Raw genomic sequence first — 18,800 nt, 5'->3', positions numbered from 1 at the left:
CGATCCCGCCGCCCCAGCGCGGCCGGCCTTACCCAGCCCTGCGGCGCGGCCGCTGCGGGTAGCGCCATCGGCAACCCGGTTTTTCTATTGTTTGGAGTAATACCATGTCTCTCGTATCCATGCGTCAACTGCTGGACCATGCCGCCGAACACGGCTATGGCATTCCGGCCTTCAACGTCAACAACCTCGAGCAGGTGCAAGCCATCATGGCCGCCGCCGACGCGCTCAACAGCCCGGTCATCATGCAAGCCTCGGCCGGCGCCCGCAAATATGCCGGCGAACCTTTCCTGCGCCACCTGATCGACGCCGCCGTCGAAGCCTATCCCCACATCCCGGTCGTCATGCACCAGGACCACGGCCAGTCGCCGGCCGTGTGCCAGGCCGCGATCCGCTCCGGCTTCACCTCGGTGATGATGGACGGTTCGCTCGAAGCGGACGGCAAGTCGGTCGCCTCCTACGATTACAACATCGAAGTGTCGCGCGAAGTGGTCAAGTTCTCGCACGCCATCGGCGTCACCGTGGAAGCGGAGCTGGGCGTGCTCGGTTCGCTGGAAACCATGATGGGCGACAAGGAAGACGGCCACGGCGCCGACGGCGCCATGACCCGCGAGCAGCTGCTGACCGACGTCCAGCAGGCCGCCGACTTCGTCCAGCGCACCCAGTGCGACGCGCTGGCCATCGCCATCGGCACCTCGCACGGCGCCTACAAGTTCACCCGCAAGCCGACCGGCGACATCCTCGCCATCGACCGCATCAAGGAAATCCACGCCCGCATCCCCAACACCCACCTGGTGATGCACGGCTCGTCGTCGGTGCCGCAGGAACTGCTGGCCATGATCCGCGAATTCGGCGGCGACATGAAGGAAACCTATGGCGTGCCGGTCGAGGAAATCCAGGAAGGCATACGCCACGGCGTGCGCAAGATCAACATCGACACCGACATCCGCCTGGCGATGACGGCCGCGACCCGCAAGTTCCTGTTCGAAAACCCGTCGAAATTCGATCCGCGCGACTTTTTGAAACCGGCCCGGGCCGCCGCCGAAGCCATCGTGCGGGCCCGCTTCCAGGCCTTCGGCTGCGAAGGCCAGGCCTCGAAAATCAAGGTCATTCCACTGGAAAAAATGGCCGAACGTTACAAGGCCGGTGAGCTGGCCCAGATTGTGAAGTAAAATCTCGTCTGGAACGGGCCGTCGTCCTCCGGATCGGCCCGACTCTCTCGACCGGCGCGCAAGGCCCAGCCTCCGCCGGTTTTCGTGTTTCTATACCGCTTACACTACACCCCCTCCGCTATGAACAGCCTCTACCAGACCACCATCCAGTCCCTGCCACTGCTCGGCCACGGCAAAGTCCGCGACAATTACGCTGTCGGCGACGACAAAATCCTGATCGTCACCACCGACCGCCTGTCGGCCTTCGACGTCGTCATGGGCGAGCCTATACCCGGCAAGGGCATGGTACTGAATCAGATGAGCGACTTCTGGTTCGAGAAGCTGGGCCACATCGTGCCCAACCACCTGACCGGCGTGGCGCCGGAATCGGTGGTCGCGGCCGGCGAGGTGGAGCAGGTCAGGGGCCGCGCCGTGGTCGCCAAGCGCCTCAAGCCGATCATGGTCGAGGCCGTCGTGCGCGGCTACATCATCGGTTCGGGCTGGAAGGATTACCTGGCCACCGGCAGCATCTGCGGCATCGCGCTGCCGGCCGGCTTGCGGCAGGCCGAGAAACTGGCCGAGCCGCTGTTCACGCCGGCCGCCAAGGCCGACCTCGGCGAGCATGACGAAAACATCAGCTTTGCCGACATGGAAAGCCGCATCGGCGCCGAACTGGCCGCTAAGATGCGCGACGTCAGCATCGCCCTGTACCAGGCCGCCTCCGAGTACGCGGCCACGCGCGGCATCATCATCGCCGACACCAAGTTCGAATTCGGCCTCGACGACGACGGCGTCATGCACTTGATGGATGAAGTGCTGACGGCCGATTCCTCGCGCTTCTGGCCGGCCGATTCCTACGCGCCCGGCATGTCGCCGCCGTCCTTCGACAAGCAGTTCGTGCGCGACTACCTGGAAACGCTGACCGACTGGGGCAAGACGGCGCCGGCGCCGGCGCTGCCGGCCGACGTCATCGAGAAAACCCAGGCCAAGTATTTCGAAGCCATCGAGCGCCTGACCGGCCAAAAGCTGAAGGCCTGACATGACGGAGCAACAGTTGAACACCACGCCGCTGGTCGGCGTCATCATGGGCTCGTCGTCGGACTGGGACGTGATGCGGCACGCGGTCGCCATCCTCAAGCAGTTCGGCGTGCCGTTCGAGGCGCAAGTCATTTCCGCCCACCGCATGCCCGACGAGATGTACGCCTACGCCAGGAGCGCGCGGGCGCGCGGCCTGCGCGCCATCATCGCCGGCGCCGGCGGCGCGGCCCACCTGCCGGGCATGGTCGCGGCCATGACCATCGTGCCGGTGCTGGGCGTGCCCGTGCCGTCCAAATACCTGCGCGGCGAGGATTCGCTGCTGTCCATCGTGCAGATGCCCAAGGGCGTGCCGGTGGCCACCTTCGCCATCGGCGAAGCGGGCGCCGCCAACGCCGCGCTGACGGCGGTGGCCATGCTCGCCGCCGGCGACGAGGCGCTGGCCGGGCAGCTCGAAGCCTTCCGCCTGACCCAAACCGAGGCCGCCAAGGCCATGACACTGCCGCTGGAATGATGCGCCCGAATGATGACTAGTCCGAAATCCCCTTTGCTGCCCGCCGCCCACCCGTCCGCCTGGCTGGGGGTGATGGGCGGCGGCCAGCTCGGCCGCATGTTCGCCCAGGCCGCCCAGAGCATGGGCTACCAGGTCGCCGTGCTGGAGCCGGCCGACGCCTGTCCGGCCGGCCAGGTGGCCCAGCGCCTGATTAACGCCGGCTATGCCGACGCCGCCGGCCTCGACGCGCTGGCCGCTCAGTGCCTGGCCGTCACCACCGAATTCGAGAACGTGCCGGCCGACAGCCTGTCGCGCCTGGCGCGCCAGGTGTTCGTGGCGCCGAACGCGCATGGCGTGTCGGTGGCGCAGGACCGCATCGCGGAAAAGCGCTTCTTCGTCGATTGCGCGGCCAAGTCCGGCGTGCTGCCGGCGCCGCACAAGGTCATCGCCTCGCCGGCCGATATCGACGCCATCGACGACGACTTGTTGCCCGGCATTTTGAAAACCGTGCGCATGGGTTACGACGGCAAGGGCCAGGTCCGCGTGCGCTCGCGCGACGAAGTGCGGGCCGCCTTCGACGGCATGGGACAGGTCAGCTGTCTGCTGGAAAAAATGCTGCCGCTGGCCTATGAAGTGTCGGTGCTGACGGCGCGCGGCGCCGACGGCGAGGCCGTGGTCTATCCGATCGCCGAGAACGTCCACCGCGACGGCGTGCTGTTCACCACCACCGTGCCGGGCGTCAACGTGACGGCCGCTTGCGCCGCGCTGGCGCAGCAGGCGGCGCAAGCCATGGTGGCCGAGCTGGGCTATGTCGGCGTGCTTTGCATCGAATTCTTCGTGCTGGCCGACGGCAGCCTGGTCGTCAATGAAATGGCGCCGCGTCCGCACAACAGCGGCCACTACACGATGGACGCCTGCGTCACCAGCCAGTTCGCCCAGCAGGTCCGGGCGATGGCGCGGCTGCCGCTGGGCGATGTGCGCCAGCACTCGCCGGCCGTCATGCTGAACCTGCTCGGCGACGTCTGGTTCAATGACGATGACGACACGGCGCGCGAACCGGCCTGGGACCAGGTGCTGGCGCTGCCCGGCGCCTGCCTGCACCTGTACGGCAAGGACGATGCGCGCCGCGGCCGCAAGATGGGCCACCTGACTTTCATCGCGCCTACGCTGGAACAGGCGCAGCAGCAGTTGCGCGCCGCCTGCGACATCCTCGGCATCGCGCCATGACTGCTGGCGTAAATGTTGGCATCGGCGCCTCGACGGCGCCGCAAGCGCTGATGGCCGTCGATCACGCCGCCATCGCGGCGGCGGCCGCCCTGCTGGAGCAGGGCGCCCTGGTGGCGTTTCCCACCGAAACCGTCTACGGCCTCGGCGCCGACGCCGAAAACCCGGCCGCCGTGGCCCGCATCTACGAAGCCAAGGGCCGGCCGTCCGACCATCCGGTGATCGTGCACGTGGCGCCGGACGCCGACCTGACCTACTGGGCCGCCGAGATCCCGGAACAGGCGCGCCAGCTGGCGGCGGCCTTCTGGCCCGGCCCGCTGACCCTGATCCTGAAACGCGCCGCCCACATCCCCGACGCCGTCTCCGGCGGGCAGGACACGGTCGGCCTGCGCTGCCCCTCGCACCCGGTCGCCATCGCCCTGCTGCAAGCGTTCAAGGGCGGCAAGGGCGGCGTGGCCGCGCCGTCGGCGAACAAGTTCGGCCAGGTCAGCCCGACCACGGCCCAGCATGTGCGCGATGAATTCGGCGCCCAGGTCGGCGACGGCGGCTTGATCCGCGCCGTGCTCGATGGCGGCGCCAGCGCGGTCGGCATCGAATCGACCATCGTCGACCTGTCGCGGCTGGCCACGCACGGGCCGGTCCTGTTGCGTCCCGGCCACATCAGCGCCGACGCCATCGCCGCCGTCATCGACCAGCTGCCGGCAGCGCCGGACGCGGCCGCGCCGCGCGCCTCCGGCACGCTGGCCTCGCACTACGCGCCGCACACGCCGGTGGCGATGCTGGACGGCGCCACGCTGGCGCTGACCCTTGCACAGTTGAAAGCGGCCGGCCGCAAGGTGGCGCTGATCTGCTATTCTGAGCTGCCCGCCGAAACGGCCGGGGTCGTCACGCGGCTGCCGGCCGTGCCGGACGGCTACGCCTACGCCTTGTACGCGGCGCTGCGCGCGCTCGACCGCAGCGGCGCCGACCTGATCCTGGTCGAAGCGCCGCCGCAGGACGCCGCTTGGCTGGGCGTCAACGACCGTCTGCGGCGCGCCGCGCACGGCTCGACCGGCATCGTGCACGGCTTGTTGAACCACCAGAGTCCCATCAGGAATTGATCATGAAATTGCCGCACCGCTTAGCCCTACTCCTGTCGATGTCACTGGCAGCCTGCGGCGGAGGCGGCGGCAACAACGGCGCTTCCGGCAACGAAGGCGGCGTCGTCACGGCGCCGGTGCCGCCCGTCACCCTGCGCGGCAGCCTGATCGATCCGACCGCGCTGGTGCCGCAAACGGCCGCCGGCGCCACCGTCAACACGCTCACCCCGGCGGCGCTGAGCGCGCTGCTCAACGCGGCCCAGAGCGGCAGCACCGTCATCACCGGCAATCCCACCTGTTCCGTCACCGTCTACCGCGCGCACTACCACACCATAGGCTCGGCGGCCGAGAACACCGACGCCAGCACCGCCATCATGGTGCCGTCCGGCGCCGACCCGTCCTGCAGCGGCCCCCGCCCCGTGCTGCTGTACGCGCACGGCACCTCGGTGCTCAAGACCACCGACATGGCCGACCTGGGCGGCACCGAGGCGCGTTTGATCGCCGCCATCTTCGCGTCCCAGGGCTATATCGTGGTGGCGCCCAACTACGCGGGCCTGGCCGGCTCGGCGCTGCCCTATCTGCCCTATCTCGACGTGGCGCAGGAGTCTAGCGACATGGTCGACGGCCTGCGGGCGGCGCGCGCCTCGTTCGCCGCCATCGGCGCGGCCGATTCCGGCCAGCTCTACGTGACCGGCTATTCCCAGGGCGGCCACGTGGCGCTGGCGACGCAGCGCGCCATGCAGCTCAGTTATCCGGCCGAATTCCGGGTGGCGGCCGCCGCCGGCCTGTCCGGGCCCTACGCACTGTCGCTATTTGGAGACACTATCTTCGACGGCGCGCCCACCATCGGTTCGGCCGCCTTCGTCCCGCTGTTGATTAACACGGGCCAGCGCGCCGGCGCCCGCATTTACAGCGCCACCGGCGATATCTACGAAGACAAATACGCCACCGGCATAGACACGCTATTCCCCAGCACGGTGGGCATAGGCGACCTGGTCGCGGCCGGCAAGCTGCCCGACGACGTGCTGTTCGCCGCCGACTCCCTGCCGCAGTCGCCCGGCTACGCGGCCCATTTCGGCGCCGACCACCTCATCAAGAGCGCCTACCGCGCCGCCTACCTGGCCGATATGCAAGCCCATCCCTGCGGCACCAGCAACAGCGCGCCGCTGGCCTGCGCGCCGGCGCAGCCGCTGCGGCAGTGGCTGCTCAAGAACGATTTGCGCAACTACACGCCCAACGTGCCGCTGCTGCTGTGCGGCGGCAAGGACGATCCCATCGTGCCCTTCGTCAATGCCGACGCCGCCACCGCCTATTTCAGCGCCCAGGGCAAAGCGGCCTACACGCTGACCGAGCTGAACATCGACGCCACCTCGATCGGCAACCTCTATTCCAGCGAGCAGCTGGCCTTCCAGGCCGCCAAGCTGGCGGTGCGGGCCAACGCCATCGCCGCCGGCGACGACCCCAACCAGGCCGTGCAGGGCAGCTACCACGCCGGCCTGGTGGCGCCGTTCTGCCTGCGTTCGGCGCGCGATTTCTTCAAGACTTTCTAGGCTCGCCAAACGCTGCTTATTGCGCACATCAAGGGCGGCCGACACGGGCCGCCCTTTTTTTTGTGAAACTAATGTTTTTACAAGATAAGCTCTATACAAGAGTTTGCAAGGCTGGCATATTAGTCGGGTTGCGAATAGCACGCCCGTTCGGATAACACTATAAAAATTTGAGGAGACACAATGCGTCATACCAAACTTGCGCTCGCCACCATGGCCGTCGCGGTGCTCGCCGCATGCGGCGGCACCAGCCCCAGCCCCGGCAATCAAACGCCGAAAATCCATTACACCGCTCAAGTGACGTTTGGCGACAGCCTGTCCGACGTCGGCTCCTACGCGGTCGGCACCGTGGCGGCGCTGGGCGGCGGCAAATTCACCATCAATGGCAACAACACCGCCGTCAATCCCACGCTGACGGGCAAAAACTATACCGAACTGCTGGCCGCCCAGCTGGGCGTGGCGCCGCCGTGCGCGGCCCAGACCGGATTGCAGGGCCAGGCCTCGCTGGGCTTCCTGGTGCCCGTCGTCAACCACACCGGTTGCTTCGGCTACGCCCAGGGTGGTTCGCGCGTGACCAATCCCATCGGCGCGGGCAATGCCAACGCCGTGTCGCTGAGCGCGACCAACACGGTCGTCAAGAGCCCGCTGGGCGCGCTGACCGTGCCGCTGGTGACCCAGGTCGCCAACCACCTCGCCGCTGTCGGCGGTAAATTCAGCGGCACCGAAATGGTCATCGTGATGGCCGGCGGTAACGACGCGCTGGAACAATTGAACGAACTGGCGGTCGCCGCCGCCCAGGCCGGCAATACGGCCGGCCAGGCCGCCGGCGCCGCCGCCGGTGCCACCGCGGGCGCGCAAGCCTTCGGTGCCAGCTTGGTGGCCCAGCTGGCCGCCGGAGCGACCAATCCGCAGACCGCCGCGCAAGCGATCGGCCTGGCGCTCGCCACCGCCGCCGCCACGCCCGGCGCGACCACGACCGACGAAGTGAACGCCGCCATTTTCACGGCCGCCAACCAGCCGGGCGACTCCGCCGTCGCCTCGCCGGCCGTCTACGGTCCGATGGTCGCCAAGGCCACCGCTGACGGCCAGGCCGCCGGCGCCGCCGCCGGTGCCAGCGCCGGCGCCGCCGCCGGACTGGCCGCCGCCAACGCCTACGCCGCCGCCAACGGTCCGGCGCTGGTCGCCAACATGGCCGCCGCCGGCCAGCAACTGGTGGCCTTGGTCAAGGGCCAGATCCTGGCCAACGGCGCCAACTATGTCACCGTGAACAATCTGCCCGATGTCGCGACGACACCGTCGGCCCGCGCGCAGCCGGCCTCGACGCAAGCGCTGATCGCCGCCATGGTCACCGCCTTCAACGGCGCGCTGAGCACCGGCTTCGCCGGCGAGAATCGCGTGTTGCTGGTCGACGTGTTCAGCGTCAGCCACGACCAAGCCACCAATCCCGCGCCGTATGGCTTGACCAATGTCACGACGCCGGCCTGTGACTTGACGCCGGCCAAGAATCCGCTGCAAAGCTCGCTCGTTTGCAACGCCAACAACCTGATCGCCGGTGACATCAGCCACTATTCGTTCGCCGATACGGTACAGCCGACGCCGTTCAACAATCTGCTGCTGGCCCGCTATGTGGCCGAGCAGATGGTCATCAAGGGCTGGCTGTAATTCGCGGCACCGCTCCGGCCGCGCGGCCGGAGCCGGTACAGGGCAACCGGACGCACGCCGTCCCGCACCTTATCAATCAGGAGACAAAATGAATAATCGTTTGAATCAGGCCGTAAAACTGCTGGCGCTGGTCGCCGCCATGACCGCCGCCTCAGCCGCTTCGGCCCAGTCGGCCGGCAACTGGCTGGTCACGCTGGGCGCCAACAAGATCAGCCCGAAAGTCGAGAGCGGCGACGTCTCGGCGCCGGCGCTGCCGGGCACCAAGGCCGACGTCGGCACCGACACCAAGCCGCGCCTGGCCATCGCCTATATGTACAGCGACAACATCTCGACCGAGATCGACCTCGGCGCACCGTACAAGCACGACCTGAACGGCGCCGGCTCCATCCAGGGCACCGGCAAGCTGGGCACGTCCGAAGTGCTGCCGCCGGCCGCCTTCCTCCAGTACCGTCTGTTCCAGGCCAACTCGATGTTCCGTCCGTACGCCGGCCTGGGCATCAGCTACGCCAAGTTCCAGAAGGAAGAGGGCTCGGCCGAGCTGACGGCGATCCTGAACACGGGCGGCCCCGGCGCCACCTTCAAGATCGACGACAAATGGGCCGCCTGCTTCCAGCTGGGCATGACCGCCAAGATCAGCGAGGCGTGGTTCATCGACGCCAGCGTCATCAAGACCAAGCTGAAAACCAAGGTCCACTTCTCGACCGGGCAGACGCAGGACGTCAGGCTCGATCCGGTCGCGATCAACGTCAGTGTCGGCTACCGCTTCAAGGGCTTCTAAGCGCCGCCCACGTCAAAAAACCGCCACGGCCGCAAAGCCGTGGCGGTTTTTTTATTGCCGCCGCTGCCGGCGGCCCCGCTTACTGGAAAGCCTGGATGCCGGTCTGGGCCCGGCCCAGAATCAGTGCGTGGATGTCGTGCGTGCCCTCGTAGGTGTTGACCACCTCCAGGTTGACCATGTGGCGGATCACGCCGAACTCGTCGGAGATGCCGTTACCGCCCAGCATGTCGCGCGCGACGCGGGCGATGTCCAGCGACTTGCCGCAGGAATTGCGCTTCATCATGGACGTGATTTCCACCGCCGCCGTGCCGGCGTCCTTCATGCGGCCCAGTTGCAAACAACCTTGCAGGCCCAGCGTGATTTCGGTCTGCATGTCGGCCAGCTTCTTTTGCACCAGCTGGTTGGCGGCCAGCGGCCGGCCGAACTGCACGCGGTCCATGGTGTACTGGCGCGCGATGTGCCAGCACGCTTCGGCCGCGCCCAGCGCGCCCCAGGCGATGCCGTAGCGCGCCGAGTTCAGGCAGGTGAACGGACCCTTCAGGCCGCGCACGTCCGGGAAGGCGTTTTCTTCCGGGCAAAACACATTGTCCATGACGATCTCGCCCGTGACCGAGGCGCGCAGGCCGAACTTGCCGTGGATCGCCGGCGTGCTGAGGCCGGCCATGCCCTTTTCCAGCACGAAGCCGCGGATCGCGCCCTCGTCGTCCTTGGCCCAGACGACGAACACGTCGGCCACCGGCGAATTGGTGATCCACATCTTGGCGCCCGACAGCGCGTAGCCGCCGGCCACCTTGCGGGCGCGGGTAATCATGGAGCCGGGGTCGGAGCCGTGGTTGGGCTCGGTCAGGCCGAAGCAGCCTATCCACTCGCCGGTGGCCAGCTTGGGCAGGTATTTCTGGCGCTGCGCCTCGGTGCCGAATTCGAAGATCGGCACCATCACCAGCGACGACTGCACGCTCATCATCGAGCGGTAGCCGGAATCGACGCGCTCGACTTCGCGCGCGATCAAGCCATAGGCCACGTAGTTCAGGCCGGGGCCGCCGTACTGTTCCGGGATGGTCGGGCCGAGCAGGCCCAGCTCGCCCATTTCGCGGAAGATGGTGGTGTCCATCTTTTCGTGGCGGAACGCTTCCAGTATGCGCGGCTGCAACTTGTCCTGGCAGTAGGCGGCGGCGGCGTCGCGCACCATGCGTTCATCGTCGTTCAGCTGCCGGTCCAGCAACAGCGGATCATCCCAGTGGAATTGGGCGCGGGCGTGGCTCATCGTGTTTCCTCGTCTCTGGTTATGTCTGGTTATATAAAGGCTGCCAGCATTCTAAGACGGGACGCGGCGCGCGGCTTTTCAAATGGCGACACCAATTTCCGTTTTCCCGCCGCCGCCGCCCTATGCCAGGCGGCGGAACTGGCCGCCGTGGAAAATCAGCGGCGGGCACGGCGACACCTCGCACAATTCGACTTCGCCGACAAAGATGACGTGGTCGCCCTCCGGATAGCGGCTGCGGTTGTGGCACTCGAACCAGGCCGACACGCCCTTCAATATCGGCTGGCCGGTGCGCGACAGTTCGTATTCGACGCCTTCCCACGGATCGCCGCCGCGCGTGGCGAAGCGCGTGGCGAGATGGCCTTGCTCGGCCGACAGCACATTGATGACGTAGTGCGAATTGCCGCTGAAGATGGGCATGCTGTTGGCATTGCTGCCCAGGCTCCACAGCACCAGCGGCGGCGTCAGCGATACCGAATTGAAGGAACTGGCCGTCAAGCCGCGAAAGCCGCCGTCGGCCAGGCGCGTCGTGATGACGGTCACGCCGGTGGCGAACTGGGCCAGCGCCTGGCGGAAATGGACGCTGTCGACGCTGTCGGCGGTGGCGCGGGGGGAACTAGTATTCATGGAGAGCCTGTATCTTTTAGACATTATGCCAAAGAATGGCGCTGCGCAGGACAATCGGCGCGCGACCGCTTCATTCCTGCGGCAAGGCCGGTGCGAATGTCTGGCGCCGGCGGGCCGGCCGCGCTTTAGGGCCGGGCGCCGTCGCGCTCTTGAGCCTGACTTCCCGTACACCTCGTGGTAGAGTAGTCACATGCGAATTTTTTGCTCACATCTGAAAGTTCTAACTCGTTGATTTATCGGGGGTTGTATGACGGAGGTTGCCGTTTTAGGAGGAGGGTGCTTCTGGTGTACCGAAGCCGTTTATCTCGAAGTGAAGGGAGTGCAGCGCGTCGAGTCCGGCTATAGCGGCGGCCAGCAGCCCAATCCCAGCTACGAGCAAGTGTGCGCCGGCGCCACCGGCCACGCCGAAGTGGTCAGGCTGGAGTTCGATCCGGCCGTCGTTTCCTATCGCGACTTGCTGGAAATCTTTTTCACCGTCCACGATCCGACCACGCTGAACCGCCAGGGCAATGACGTCGGCACCCAGTACCGCTCCGTGATCTTCCATCAGTCGCCGCAGCAGGAAGCGACGGCGCGGCAGGTGATTTGCGAAATGGCCAATGTGTGGGATGCGCCCATCGTCACCGAGCTGTCGCCGGCCCAGCCCTATTTCCGGGCCGAGGATTACCACCAGAATTATTTCAGCCAGCATCCGATGCAGGGATATTGCGCCTTCGTGGTCGCGCCCAAGGTCGACAAATTCAGGAAGATGCACCCGGCGCGCAGCAAATAGGCGGCTGGCTGAAAAGCGGCCGCTCGGCGGCGCCGGCCGCTGTCACCACATCCTCGCCGGGCGCCGGTGCCTACGATGGGCTCATCACGTGGATCGCCGGCGCCGCTTCCTGAGCGGCGGCCTCGGCCTCGGTCTTCCACGCTGGCGCTGGCACTTCCCGCGCCGCCAGCCCCGGCGCCGGCCCGCCATACATATAGTTGCGCGACCATGGCAGCGCCGCCGTCTTGCGTCCCGCCTTGCCGCAGACGATCTGGTACAGGCTGATCCAGTCCTGCTCGAAGGCGTAGCTGCATCCGGCCAGATACACATGCCAGATGCGGAAGCGCTTGTCGCCGGCCAGGGCGCGCACCTGGTCGGCCTTGGCCTCGAAATTGTCGGTCCACATGGCGCAGGTGCGGGCGTAGTGGCGGCGCAGGTTTTCCACGTCGTAGGCTTCCAGCGCGCCCTGCTGCATGGCCTTGAGCACCTGGCCGACATGGGCCAGCTCGCCGTGCGGGAACACATATTTTTCGATGAACTCGCCGCCGCCATAGGGCGTTTCGCCGTTGTCCGGGTCGGTCGACGTGATGCCGTGGTTCATCACCAATCCGTCCGGCGCCAGCAGCCGGTTGATGGTAGCGAAATAATCGGGCAAGTGTTTCAGCCCGACGTGCTCGAACATGCCGACGCTGGTGATGCGGTCGAACTGGCCGCGCACGTCGCGGTAATCCTGCAAGCGGATCTCGACCAGATGTTCGAGCCCGGCCGCGCGCACCCGCTGCTGGGCCAGCGCATACTGGTTTTCCGACAACGTCACGCCGACGCAGCGGGCACCGTAGCGCTGCGCCGCGCGGATCACCAGCGCGCCCCAGCCGCAGCCGATGTCGAGCAGCGTCTGGCCCTGGCCCAGCTCGATCTTGCGCAGGATGTGGTCGATTTTCTTGATCTGCGCCGTCGCCAGGTCTTCGTCGCCGTTCTCGAAATAGGCGCAGGAATAAACCATGTTGGGGTCGAGGAACTGGGCGTAGAACTCGTTGGAGACGTCGTAGTGGTAGCGGATCGCCTCGGCGTCCTTCCTCTTGTCGTGACCGATGGTGCGCACGATGCGGGCGAACTTGCCTTCGGCCTTGAGCGTCGTGCGGGCCAGCGCGTTGACGATGGATATCATGTCATGGGCCGCGCCGCGCACTTCGATGGCGCCCTCGACGTAGGCCGCGCCGAGGTTGGACAGCGACGGCGTCAGCAGATAGCGCGCAGCCGACGCGCGCGGCAGGCGTATCGTCACGCGCGGCGCTTCGGAGGACAGGTCGATGTGCTGGCCGTTCCACAGTTCGATGCGCAGCGGCAGCGCCATTTGTTGACGGATGCCCGCGATCCAGGCGCTGAGTCGGTTTTGTACGAACAAGATAGCCTCCGGTGGACGGCAGCGTCGCCGCCGTGGTGTCAGAAACAAACAGTACGAAGAAAAAAGACCACTAAAATCACGCCTGGATGCCGGCGGCTTAAGTCGGGGCCGACCCGGCTGGGCGACCGCCGACCTGACTCTGACCCTGAAGCCACGCCGCCGCATCGGCCTGCACGTCGCATGTTCGCTATGGCTGCAAACGCTCGATGATCCAGCTGCCGTCCGCTTGCCGCACGTACACGATGCGGTCATGGAAGCGCGAGCGCCGCCCCTGCCAAAATTCGATACGCTGCGGCTGCAAGCGATAGCCGCCCCATTGTTCGGGCCGCGTCGCGTGCTCGCCGCAGGCCGCCGCCACGGCCGCGTAATTCGCTTCCATCTGCGCCCGGCTGGCGATCGTTGCGCTTTGCTGCGAGGCCATCGCCGCCAGCTGGCTTTTCAGCGGGCGGCTGTAAAAATACTGGTCGCTCTCTTCCGCCGAGGTCCGCACCACCGTGCCTTCGATGCGCACCTGCCGCTCGACTTCATTCCAAAAGAATAGCAGCGCCGCATGCGGGTTGGCGCACAGTTGGCGGCCCTTTTGGCTGTCGTAATTGGCGTACCACGTAAAACCGCGTTCGTCGTATTGCTTGATGAGCACAATGCGCGAACTCGGCTTGCCGTCCGCGTCGACGGTCGCCACGCTCATCGCGTTCGGCTCGTTGACCCGGGCCTGCACCGCCTCGTCGAACCACCGGGCGAACTGCCCGATCGGATCGGCCAGCACGTCCGCTTCCGACAAACTGGCGCGGCCGTAATCGGAGCGCAGCGCGGCCAGTGCGTCGCCGCTGGCGGCCGGCGCCGCCGGGACGGCAGCCGGAACCGTCTCCGCTTGCTGCGCGCCGGCCGGCTCCAGGCCGCGCCGGCGCTGCATCGCCGCGCCCAGCTCGGCCATCTGCTCCGGGCTGAACAGCCGCTTGGCCATCGGGGCGATATGCGCCTCCTCCTTGGCCATGTGCGCCGTGTAGGAATCGCAGAAACGCGCCACGTCCGGCGCCGACAGCGGGCCGTCCAGACCCTTGGCGATACTATCAAGTTGCGATTTAATTATAAGCCAATCGCCATCCATGCGCTGATGGTCGGCCAGGATCTCAGGCACCAGCGCGGCCAGCAGGGCGGCATCGGCGTCGCGCGCGCACGCTTGCAGCATCGGCATCAGATTGTCTTCCTCGTCCGCGTGGTGCAGCTGGGCCGCCTGGTTGAAATATTTCAGCACCGCTTGCGCGGCCTGCTGGGCGTCGGCGTCGGCGCCATGCTCGGGCAGGTGGGCCAGCAGCTTTTGCAGCGTGGCCAGCTGTTTGCGGATGCGGTCGTGGCAGTGCTTGAGGACGGCGATCGGCTGGTCGAAGCCGGGCGCCGGGGTAATCAGGAAGTCGCTCATGGTGGTCTCGGTATTGATGCGGGGAGGAAATTAGGCGGGCAGGCTGTTGACTGGCTGCCAAGAAAATCATTGTAGAATAATCTTTGCCGCCGCGTCCGTTAAAATGGCGGCATGGATACCCTTACCCTCCCTTCCGCCGTCGCCGGCAATGTTGACGATATCGACTTCGAGCGCCGCTTCGGCGGCATCGGCCGCCTGTACGGCGCGCGCGCGCTGCAACGCTTCCGCGCCGCCCACGTCTGCGTGGTCGGCGTCGGCGGCGTCGGCTCGTGGATCGTCGAAGCGCTGGCCCGCAGCGCCATCGGCCAGCTGACCCTGATCGACCTCGACAACGTGGCCGAATCGAATATCAACCGCCAGATCCAGGCCCTGACGAGCACCGTCGGCCAGGCCAAGATCACGGCGCTGGCCGAGCGCATCGCCCAGATCAACCCGTTTTGCCGGGTCAACCAGGTCGAGGATTTCATCGAACCGGACAATCTGGACCAGATGATAGGCGGCCGCGGCTACGACTACGTGGTCGACGCCATCGACAGCGTCAAGGCCAAGGCCGCGCTGATCGCCTACTGCCGCGCCCAGGGCTTGCCGCTGGTGGTCATCGGCAGCGCCGGCGGCCAGACCGACCCGACCCAGATCGCCGTGCGCGACCTGGCCAAGACGGAGCAGGAGCCGCTGCTGAAAAAAGTGCGCAAGGTCATGCGCAGCCAGTACGGCTTTCCGCGCGGCGAAAAGAACAAGTTCAACGTCGACGCCGTGTTTTCGATGGAGCCGCTGAAGTTCCCCGAGGACGATGCCACGTGCAGCGTCGACGGCGACGAGCGCAGCGGCGGGGTTACCGGCCTGAACTGCGCCGGTTTCGGTTCGGCGATGGTGGTCACGGCCAGCTTCGGCCTGATCGCCGCCAGCCACGTGCTGCGCAAGCTGGCCGCCGGTGGTGAGGTTGAAGTTGCGGCGAAGGCCGAAGCCGCAGCCGCAGTTCCGCTCGCGCTGGCTCCAGCCGCCGCCGCTTGACATCGGGGTCAGACCCCGCTTGAGGTTGGTAGCCGCAAGTCGGCGTCAGCGCCAGCGGGGTCTGACCCCGCTTTGTCGTTGCCGCGTGATACCCGGTCTTGCCCCCGGCCGCGCGCATATTTGTCCTGCCGCCGGTAAGGTTTTGCTATCATTGTGCCGCGCCCGGCTGGCACAGCCGCGCTGCACTGTCCAGAACCCCATCGAAAGAGACACCATGAAGCGTAGTTCCCTAGTATTCGTCCTGCTGGCCGCGTTCGGCGCCTCGATGGCGCGGGCCGACCAGGCCACCGCCGACGCGCCGGTCGCCGCCCCGGCGCCCGTGGTGGTCGGCTCGGCCACGCCCGGCCCGGCCGCCGATGCGCTCATCATCACCGACACCAAGATCGGCACCGGCAGGGAAGCGAGCACCGGCACCACCGTGCGCGTCAACTACACGGGCTGGCTGTACCGTCCGCTGGCGCGCCAGTCGCACGGCAAAATGTTCGACACCTCGCGCGTGCCGGGCCGCGAACCGCTGGAGTTTCCCATCGGTGGCGGCAAAGTCATCAAGGGCTGGGACCAGGGCGTGGCCGGCATGAAGGTGGGCGGCAAGCGCACCCTGATTATTCCGCCGGAACTCGCCTACGGCGCCAAGGGCGCGCCCGGCGGCGACATTCCGCCCAATTCGGCGCTGATCTTCGAAGTCGAATTGATGGGCGTGCAGTAAGCCCGGCGATGTCGTCGCGGCCGTAAAACACGGTAGACTGTCTGCTCCAGCCACTCGCGCGGAGCAGACCATGAACATCGCCAACGACGTCACCGAACTGATAGGCAACACCCCGCTGGTGCGCCTGAACCGCCTCGGCGGCGCCAGCACGGCGCAGCTGCTGGCCAAGCTCGAATACTGCAATCCGGCGCACAGCGTCAAGGACCGCATCGGCCTGGCCATGATCGCGGCGGCCGAGGCGGCCGGCCAGATCCATCCCGACACCATCATCCTCGAACCGACCAGCGGCAACACCGGCATCGCGCTGGCGATGGTGTGCGCCGCGCGCGGCTACCGCTGCACGCTGGTCATGCCCGACACCATGAGCCGCGAGCGCCGCCTGCTGCTGCGCGCCTACGGCGCCGAGCTGGTGCTCACGCCCGGCGCCGACGGCATGCTGGGCGCGATCCGCACGGCCGAGCGGATGGCCGAGTCCGACCGCCGCTACCTGATGCCGCAGCAATTCAATAATCCCGCCAACCCCGACGTCCACCGCCGCACCACGGCCGAGGAAATCTGGCGCGACACGGACGGCGCCGTCGACATCGTCGTGGCCGGCGTCGGCACCGGCGGCACCATCACCGGCATCGGTGAAGCGCTCAAGGGGCGCAAGCCGACGCTGCGCTGCGTCGCCGTGGAGCCGGCGGCGTCGCCGCTGTTGTCGAAAGGGAGCAAGGGCGCGCACGGCATCCAGGGCATAGGCGCCGGCTTCGTGCCGGCCGTGTTGAACACGGCGATCTACGACGAGGTGATCTGCGTCGCGACCGAGGACGCCTACGCCGTCGCGCGCCGCGCCGCCAGCGAGGAAGGCTTGCTGGTGGGGATCTCGTCCGGCGCCGCGCTGTGGGCCGCGATGGAACTGGCGCGGCGGCCGGAAAATGCCGGCAAGATGATCGTCACCATCGTGCCCTCGTTCGGCGAGCGCTATCTGAGCACGCCGCTTTACGCCGGGCTGGAATAAGCCGGCCGCGTCGCCACGGCGGAGGCAGACCATGTCGCTGCGTCGGAGCGGACCGGCCCGCGCCGCGACTTCGGGGTCAGACCACGGTTTCGGTCCCGTGGCCTTACGATCTCAGTCGTGACTGTGTTGCAGGCAGCACTCGTGGTCGGTGGTGCCCATCTCGATTTGCAGCGTGCTGTGGTGAATCGCGAAGGTGCGCTTCAGTTCCGCGCTGATGGCGTCCATCGTCACGTCGCCCGGATAGCCGGCCGGCATCACCAGGTGCGCCGTCAGCGCCGTCTCCGTCGTGCTCATCGACCAGATGTGCAAGTCGTGCACCTCGCGCACGCCGGGACGCGCGCGCAGGAAGCCGGCCACCTTGGCCGCGTCGACGCTGTCGGGCACCGCCGCCAGCATCATGCGCAGCGCCTCGCGCAGCAGCGACCAGGTCCCCAGCACGATCATGACGACGATGGCCACGCTGACCAGCGGATCGAGCCAGCTCCAGCCGGTGGCCATGACGACCAGGCCGGCCACCAGCACGCCGAAGGAGATCACGGCGTCGGCCGCCATGTGCAGGTAGGCGCCGCGGATGTTGATGTCGTCCTTGCTGCCGGCCACGAACAGCCAGGCCGAGAAGCCGTTGACGGCGATGCCGACCGCCGCCACCACCGACACCGTCAATCCGGCCACCGGGTTGGGATGCAGCAGCTGCTGCACGGCTTCCCACGCGATGGCGCCGCAGGCGGCCATCAGCAGCATGGAGTTGAACAGCGCCGCCAGCATCGACGTGCTGCGCAAGCCGTAGGTATAGCGGCCGCTCGGCGTGCGCTTGGCCAGGATGGCGGCGCCCCAGGCCAGCATCAGGCCCAGCACATCCGACAGGTTGTGGCCGGCGTCGGCCATCAGCGCGGTCGAGTTGGCGATGAAGCCGTAGACGAATTCGATCGCCACGAACAGCGTGTTCAGGCCGATGGCGATGGCGAACGCGCGGCCGTGCGTGGTCGGGTCGCCGTGTTGGTGGTGATGGTGGCCGTGGTCATGTCCGTGCTGGTGGGAAGCGGGCGCCGCGTGGGCGTGGGCGCCGTGGTCGTGGCCTTCGTGGTGGTCGTGGCCGTCATCGTGCTGGTGCGCGGGCGCTGCCGCGCCGTTGCCATGGTCATGGCCGCCGTGCGTGTGCTCATGATCGTGCGACGGGGCCGCATCGTGCGCGTGGTCGTGCTGGTGGCCGTGGTGTTTGTGCTGGTCGCTCATGCTTCGGTTCCTGTGGATGGTTCGGCGATATGTTCGAGCATGTCGCTCAGCACGCCGCTGATGTGGGCGTCGGCGGCGGAATAAAAAACTTGTTTGCCGTGGCGCTCGGACTTGACGATGCGCGCCGCGCGCAGCAGCCGCAGGTGGTGGCTGACCAGCGAGCTGCTCAGTTGCAGCGTGGCCGCGATGTCGCTGACGGCGATCGGCGTCGTCAGACAGCCCAGCACGATGCGCAGCCGGGTCGGGTCGCCGAGCAGGTGGAACAGGTCGGCCAGCTGCGCGATGGCGGGGTCGGATTCGGAATAGGAGGTCATGGCTAACATATGAATAGATGTTCATATGTTAGTTGGGATTGCCGTCATCGGCAAGCGGAGAATTGTTTCTATGCGCAGACGCGCCGCGAAACCGGGTTGCGCAGAC

Annotated in this window: 18 protein-coding genes; 12 read left to right on the top strand and 6 right to left on the bottom strand. The window is 67.0% G+C overall.

Features of this window, described 5'->3' with window-relative positions; all coding sequences use genetic code 11:
• The first annotated feature begins 104 nt into the window (after positions 1-104).
• The 8 genes from fba (at position 105) to Q0S71_RS19745 (ending at position 8,966) form a co-directional block, all read left to right on the top strand.
• Complete coding sequence (fba, locus tag Q0S71_RS19780) at positions 105-1,169, top strand: class II fructose-bisphosphate aldolase (RefSeq protein WP_295999701.1); 1,065 nt, start codon at positions 105-107, stop codon at positions 1,167-1,169.
• Between the two features lie 120 nt (positions 1,170-1,289).
• The gene (locus Q0S71_RS19775; RefSeq protein ID WP_295999696.1) at positions 1,290-2,186 is read left to right on the top strand and encodes a phosphoribosylaminoimidazolesuccinocarboxamide synthase; all 897 of its coding nucleotides are present in this window, start codon (positions 1,290-1,292) and stop codon (positions 2,184-2,186) included.
• Position 2,187: 1 nt separating this feature from the next.
• The gene (gene purE, locus Q0S71_RS19770) at positions 2,188-2,697 is read left to right on the top strand and encodes a 5-(carboxyamino)imidazole ribonucleotide mutase (RefSeq protein ID WP_295999695.1); all 510 of its coding nucleotides are present in this window, start codon (positions 2,188-2,190) and stop codon (positions 2,695-2,697) included.
• Between the two features lie 12 nt (positions 2,698-2,709).
• Positions 2,710-3,903 carry a 5-(carboxyamino)imidazole ribonucleotide synthase gene (locus Q0S71_RS19765; RefSeq protein WP_295999752.1) on the top strand — a complete coding sequence of 398 codons (1,194 nt, stop codon included), beginning with the start codon at positions 2,710-2,712 and terminating at the stop codon, positions 3,901-3,903.
• A 50-nt stretch (positions 3,904-3,953) separates the two neighbouring features.
• Positions 3,954-5,000, top strand: a complete 1,047-nt coding sequence (locus Q0S71_RS19760; RefSeq protein ID WP_295999751.1) for an L-threonylcarbamoyladenylate synthase — start codon at positions 3,954-3,956, stop codon at positions 4,998-5,000.
• Between the two features lie 2 nt (positions 5,001-5,002).
• Positions 5,003-6,529 carry a lipase family protein gene (locus tag Q0S71_RS19755; RefSeq protein WP_295999692.1) on the top strand — a complete coding sequence of 509 codons (1,527 nt, stop codon included), beginning with the start codon at positions 5,003-5,005 and terminating at the stop codon, positions 6,527-6,529.
• Positions 6,530-6,709: 180 nt separating this feature from the next.
• Positions 6,710-8,188 carry an SGNH/GDSL hydrolase family protein gene (locus Q0S71_RS19750; protein WP_295999690.1) on the top strand — a complete coding sequence of 493 codons (1,479 nt, stop codon included), beginning with the start codon at positions 6,710-6,712 and terminating at the stop codon, positions 8,186-8,188.
• 88 nt (positions 8,189-8,276) lie between these two features.
• A complete protein-coding gene (locus Q0S71_RS19745; RefSeq protein ID WP_295999673.1) occupies positions 8,277-8,966 on the top strand; it encodes an OmpW family outer membrane protein in 690 nt (229 codons plus the stop codon).
• Between the two features lie 79 nt (positions 8,967-9,045).
• Here Q0S71_RS19745 and Q0S71_RS19740 read toward each other — a convergent pair whose 3' ends face one another.
• Positions 9,046-10,230, bottom strand: a complete 1,185-nt coding sequence (locus tag Q0S71_RS19740; RefSeq protein WP_295999672.1) for an acyl-CoA dehydrogenase — start codon at positions 10,228-10,230, stop codon at positions 9,046-9,048.
• A gap of 120 nt (positions 10,231-10,350) precedes the next feature.
• Positions 10,351-10,854 (bottom strand): flavin reductase family protein, encoded by a 504-nt coding sequence (locus Q0S71_RS19735; protein ID WP_295999671.1) that lies wholly within the window; start codon positions 10,852-10,854, stop codon positions 10,351-10,353.
• Positions 10,855-11,101: 247 nt separating this feature from the next.
• Here Q0S71_RS19735 and msrA point away from each other — a divergent pair, with 247 nt between their 5' ends.
• Positions 11,102-11,626, top strand: a complete 525-nt coding sequence (gene msrA / locus Q0S71_RS19730) for a peptide-methionine (S)-S-oxide reductase MsrA (protein ID WP_295999670.1) — start codon at positions 11,102-11,104, stop codon at positions 11,624-11,626.
• Between the two features lie 70 nt (positions 11,627-11,696).
• On the opposite strand, the gene Q0S71_RS19725 is transcribed toward msrA, so the two are convergent.
• Both Q0S71_RS19725 and pdxH read right to left on the bottom strand, forming a co-directional pair.
• The gene (locus tag Q0S71_RS19725) at positions 11,697-13,010 is read right to left on the bottom strand and encodes a cyclopropane-fatty-acyl-phospholipid synthase family protein (protein WP_295999669.1); all 1,314 of its coding nucleotides are present in this window, start codon (positions 13,008-13,010) and stop codon (positions 11,697-11,699) included.
• Positions 13,011-13,197: 187 nt separating this feature from the next.
• Positions 13,198-14,430 (bottom strand): pyridoxamine 5'-phosphate oxidase, encoded by a 1,233-nt coding sequence (gene pdxH / locus Q0S71_RS19720; RefSeq protein WP_295999668.1) that lies wholly within the window; start codon positions 14,428-14,430, stop codon positions 13,198-13,200.
• A 111-nt stretch (positions 14,431-14,541) separates the two neighbouring features.
• Here pdxH and tcdA point away from each other — a divergent pair, with 111 nt between their 5' ends.
• The 3 genes from tcdA (at position 14,542) to cysK (ending at position 17,147) form a co-directional block, all read left to right on the top strand.
• Entirely contained in the window at positions 14,542-15,441 is a 900-nt protein-coding gene (tcdA, locus tag Q0S71_RS19715) for a tRNA cyclic N6-threonylcarbamoyladenosine(37) synthase TcdA (RefSeq protein WP_295999667.1), read from the top strand.
• A 214-nt stretch (positions 15,442-15,655) separates the two neighbouring features.
• Entirely contained in the window at positions 15,656-16,147 is a 492-nt protein-coding gene (locus Q0S71_RS19710; protein ID WP_295999666.1) for an FKBP-type peptidyl-prolyl cis-trans isomerase, read from the top strand.
• 70 nt (positions 16,148-16,217) lie between these two features.
• Positions 16,218-17,147, top strand: coding sequence for a cysteine synthase A (cysK, locus tag Q0S71_RS19705; protein ID WP_295999664.1), 930 nt, complete (start codon positions 16,218-16,220; stop codon positions 17,145-17,147).
• Positions 17,148-17,258: 111 nt separating this feature from the next.
• Here the strand turns inward: cysK and Q0S71_RS19700 are convergent, their stop codons facing one another.
• Together Q0S71_RS19700 and Q0S71_RS19695 are read right to left on the bottom strand one after the other, a co-directional pair.
• A complete protein-coding gene (locus Q0S71_RS19700; RefSeq protein WP_295999663.1) occupies positions 17,259-18,380 on the bottom strand; it encodes a cation diffusion facilitator family transporter in 1,122 nt (373 codons plus the stop codon).
• Complete coding sequence (locus Q0S71_RS19695) at positions 18,377-18,694, bottom strand: helix-turn-helix transcriptional regulator (protein ID WP_295999661.1); 318 nt, start codon at positions 18,692-18,694, stop codon at positions 18,377-18,379. The genes Q0S71_RS19700 and Q0S71_RS19695 overlap by 4 nt, the downstream gene beginning before the upstream one ends.
• Between the last annotated feature and the right edge of the window lie 106 nt (positions 18,695-18,800).

Origin of the sequence: Rugamonas sp. (assembly GCF_025354735.1) — a bacterium.
GTDB lineage: Bacteria > Pseudomonadota > Gammaproteobacteria > Burkholderiales > Burkholderiaceae_D > Rugamonas.
Note: the sequence above shows the minus strand (reverse complement) of the source record. Positions and strands in the feature narration are given on the sequence as shown.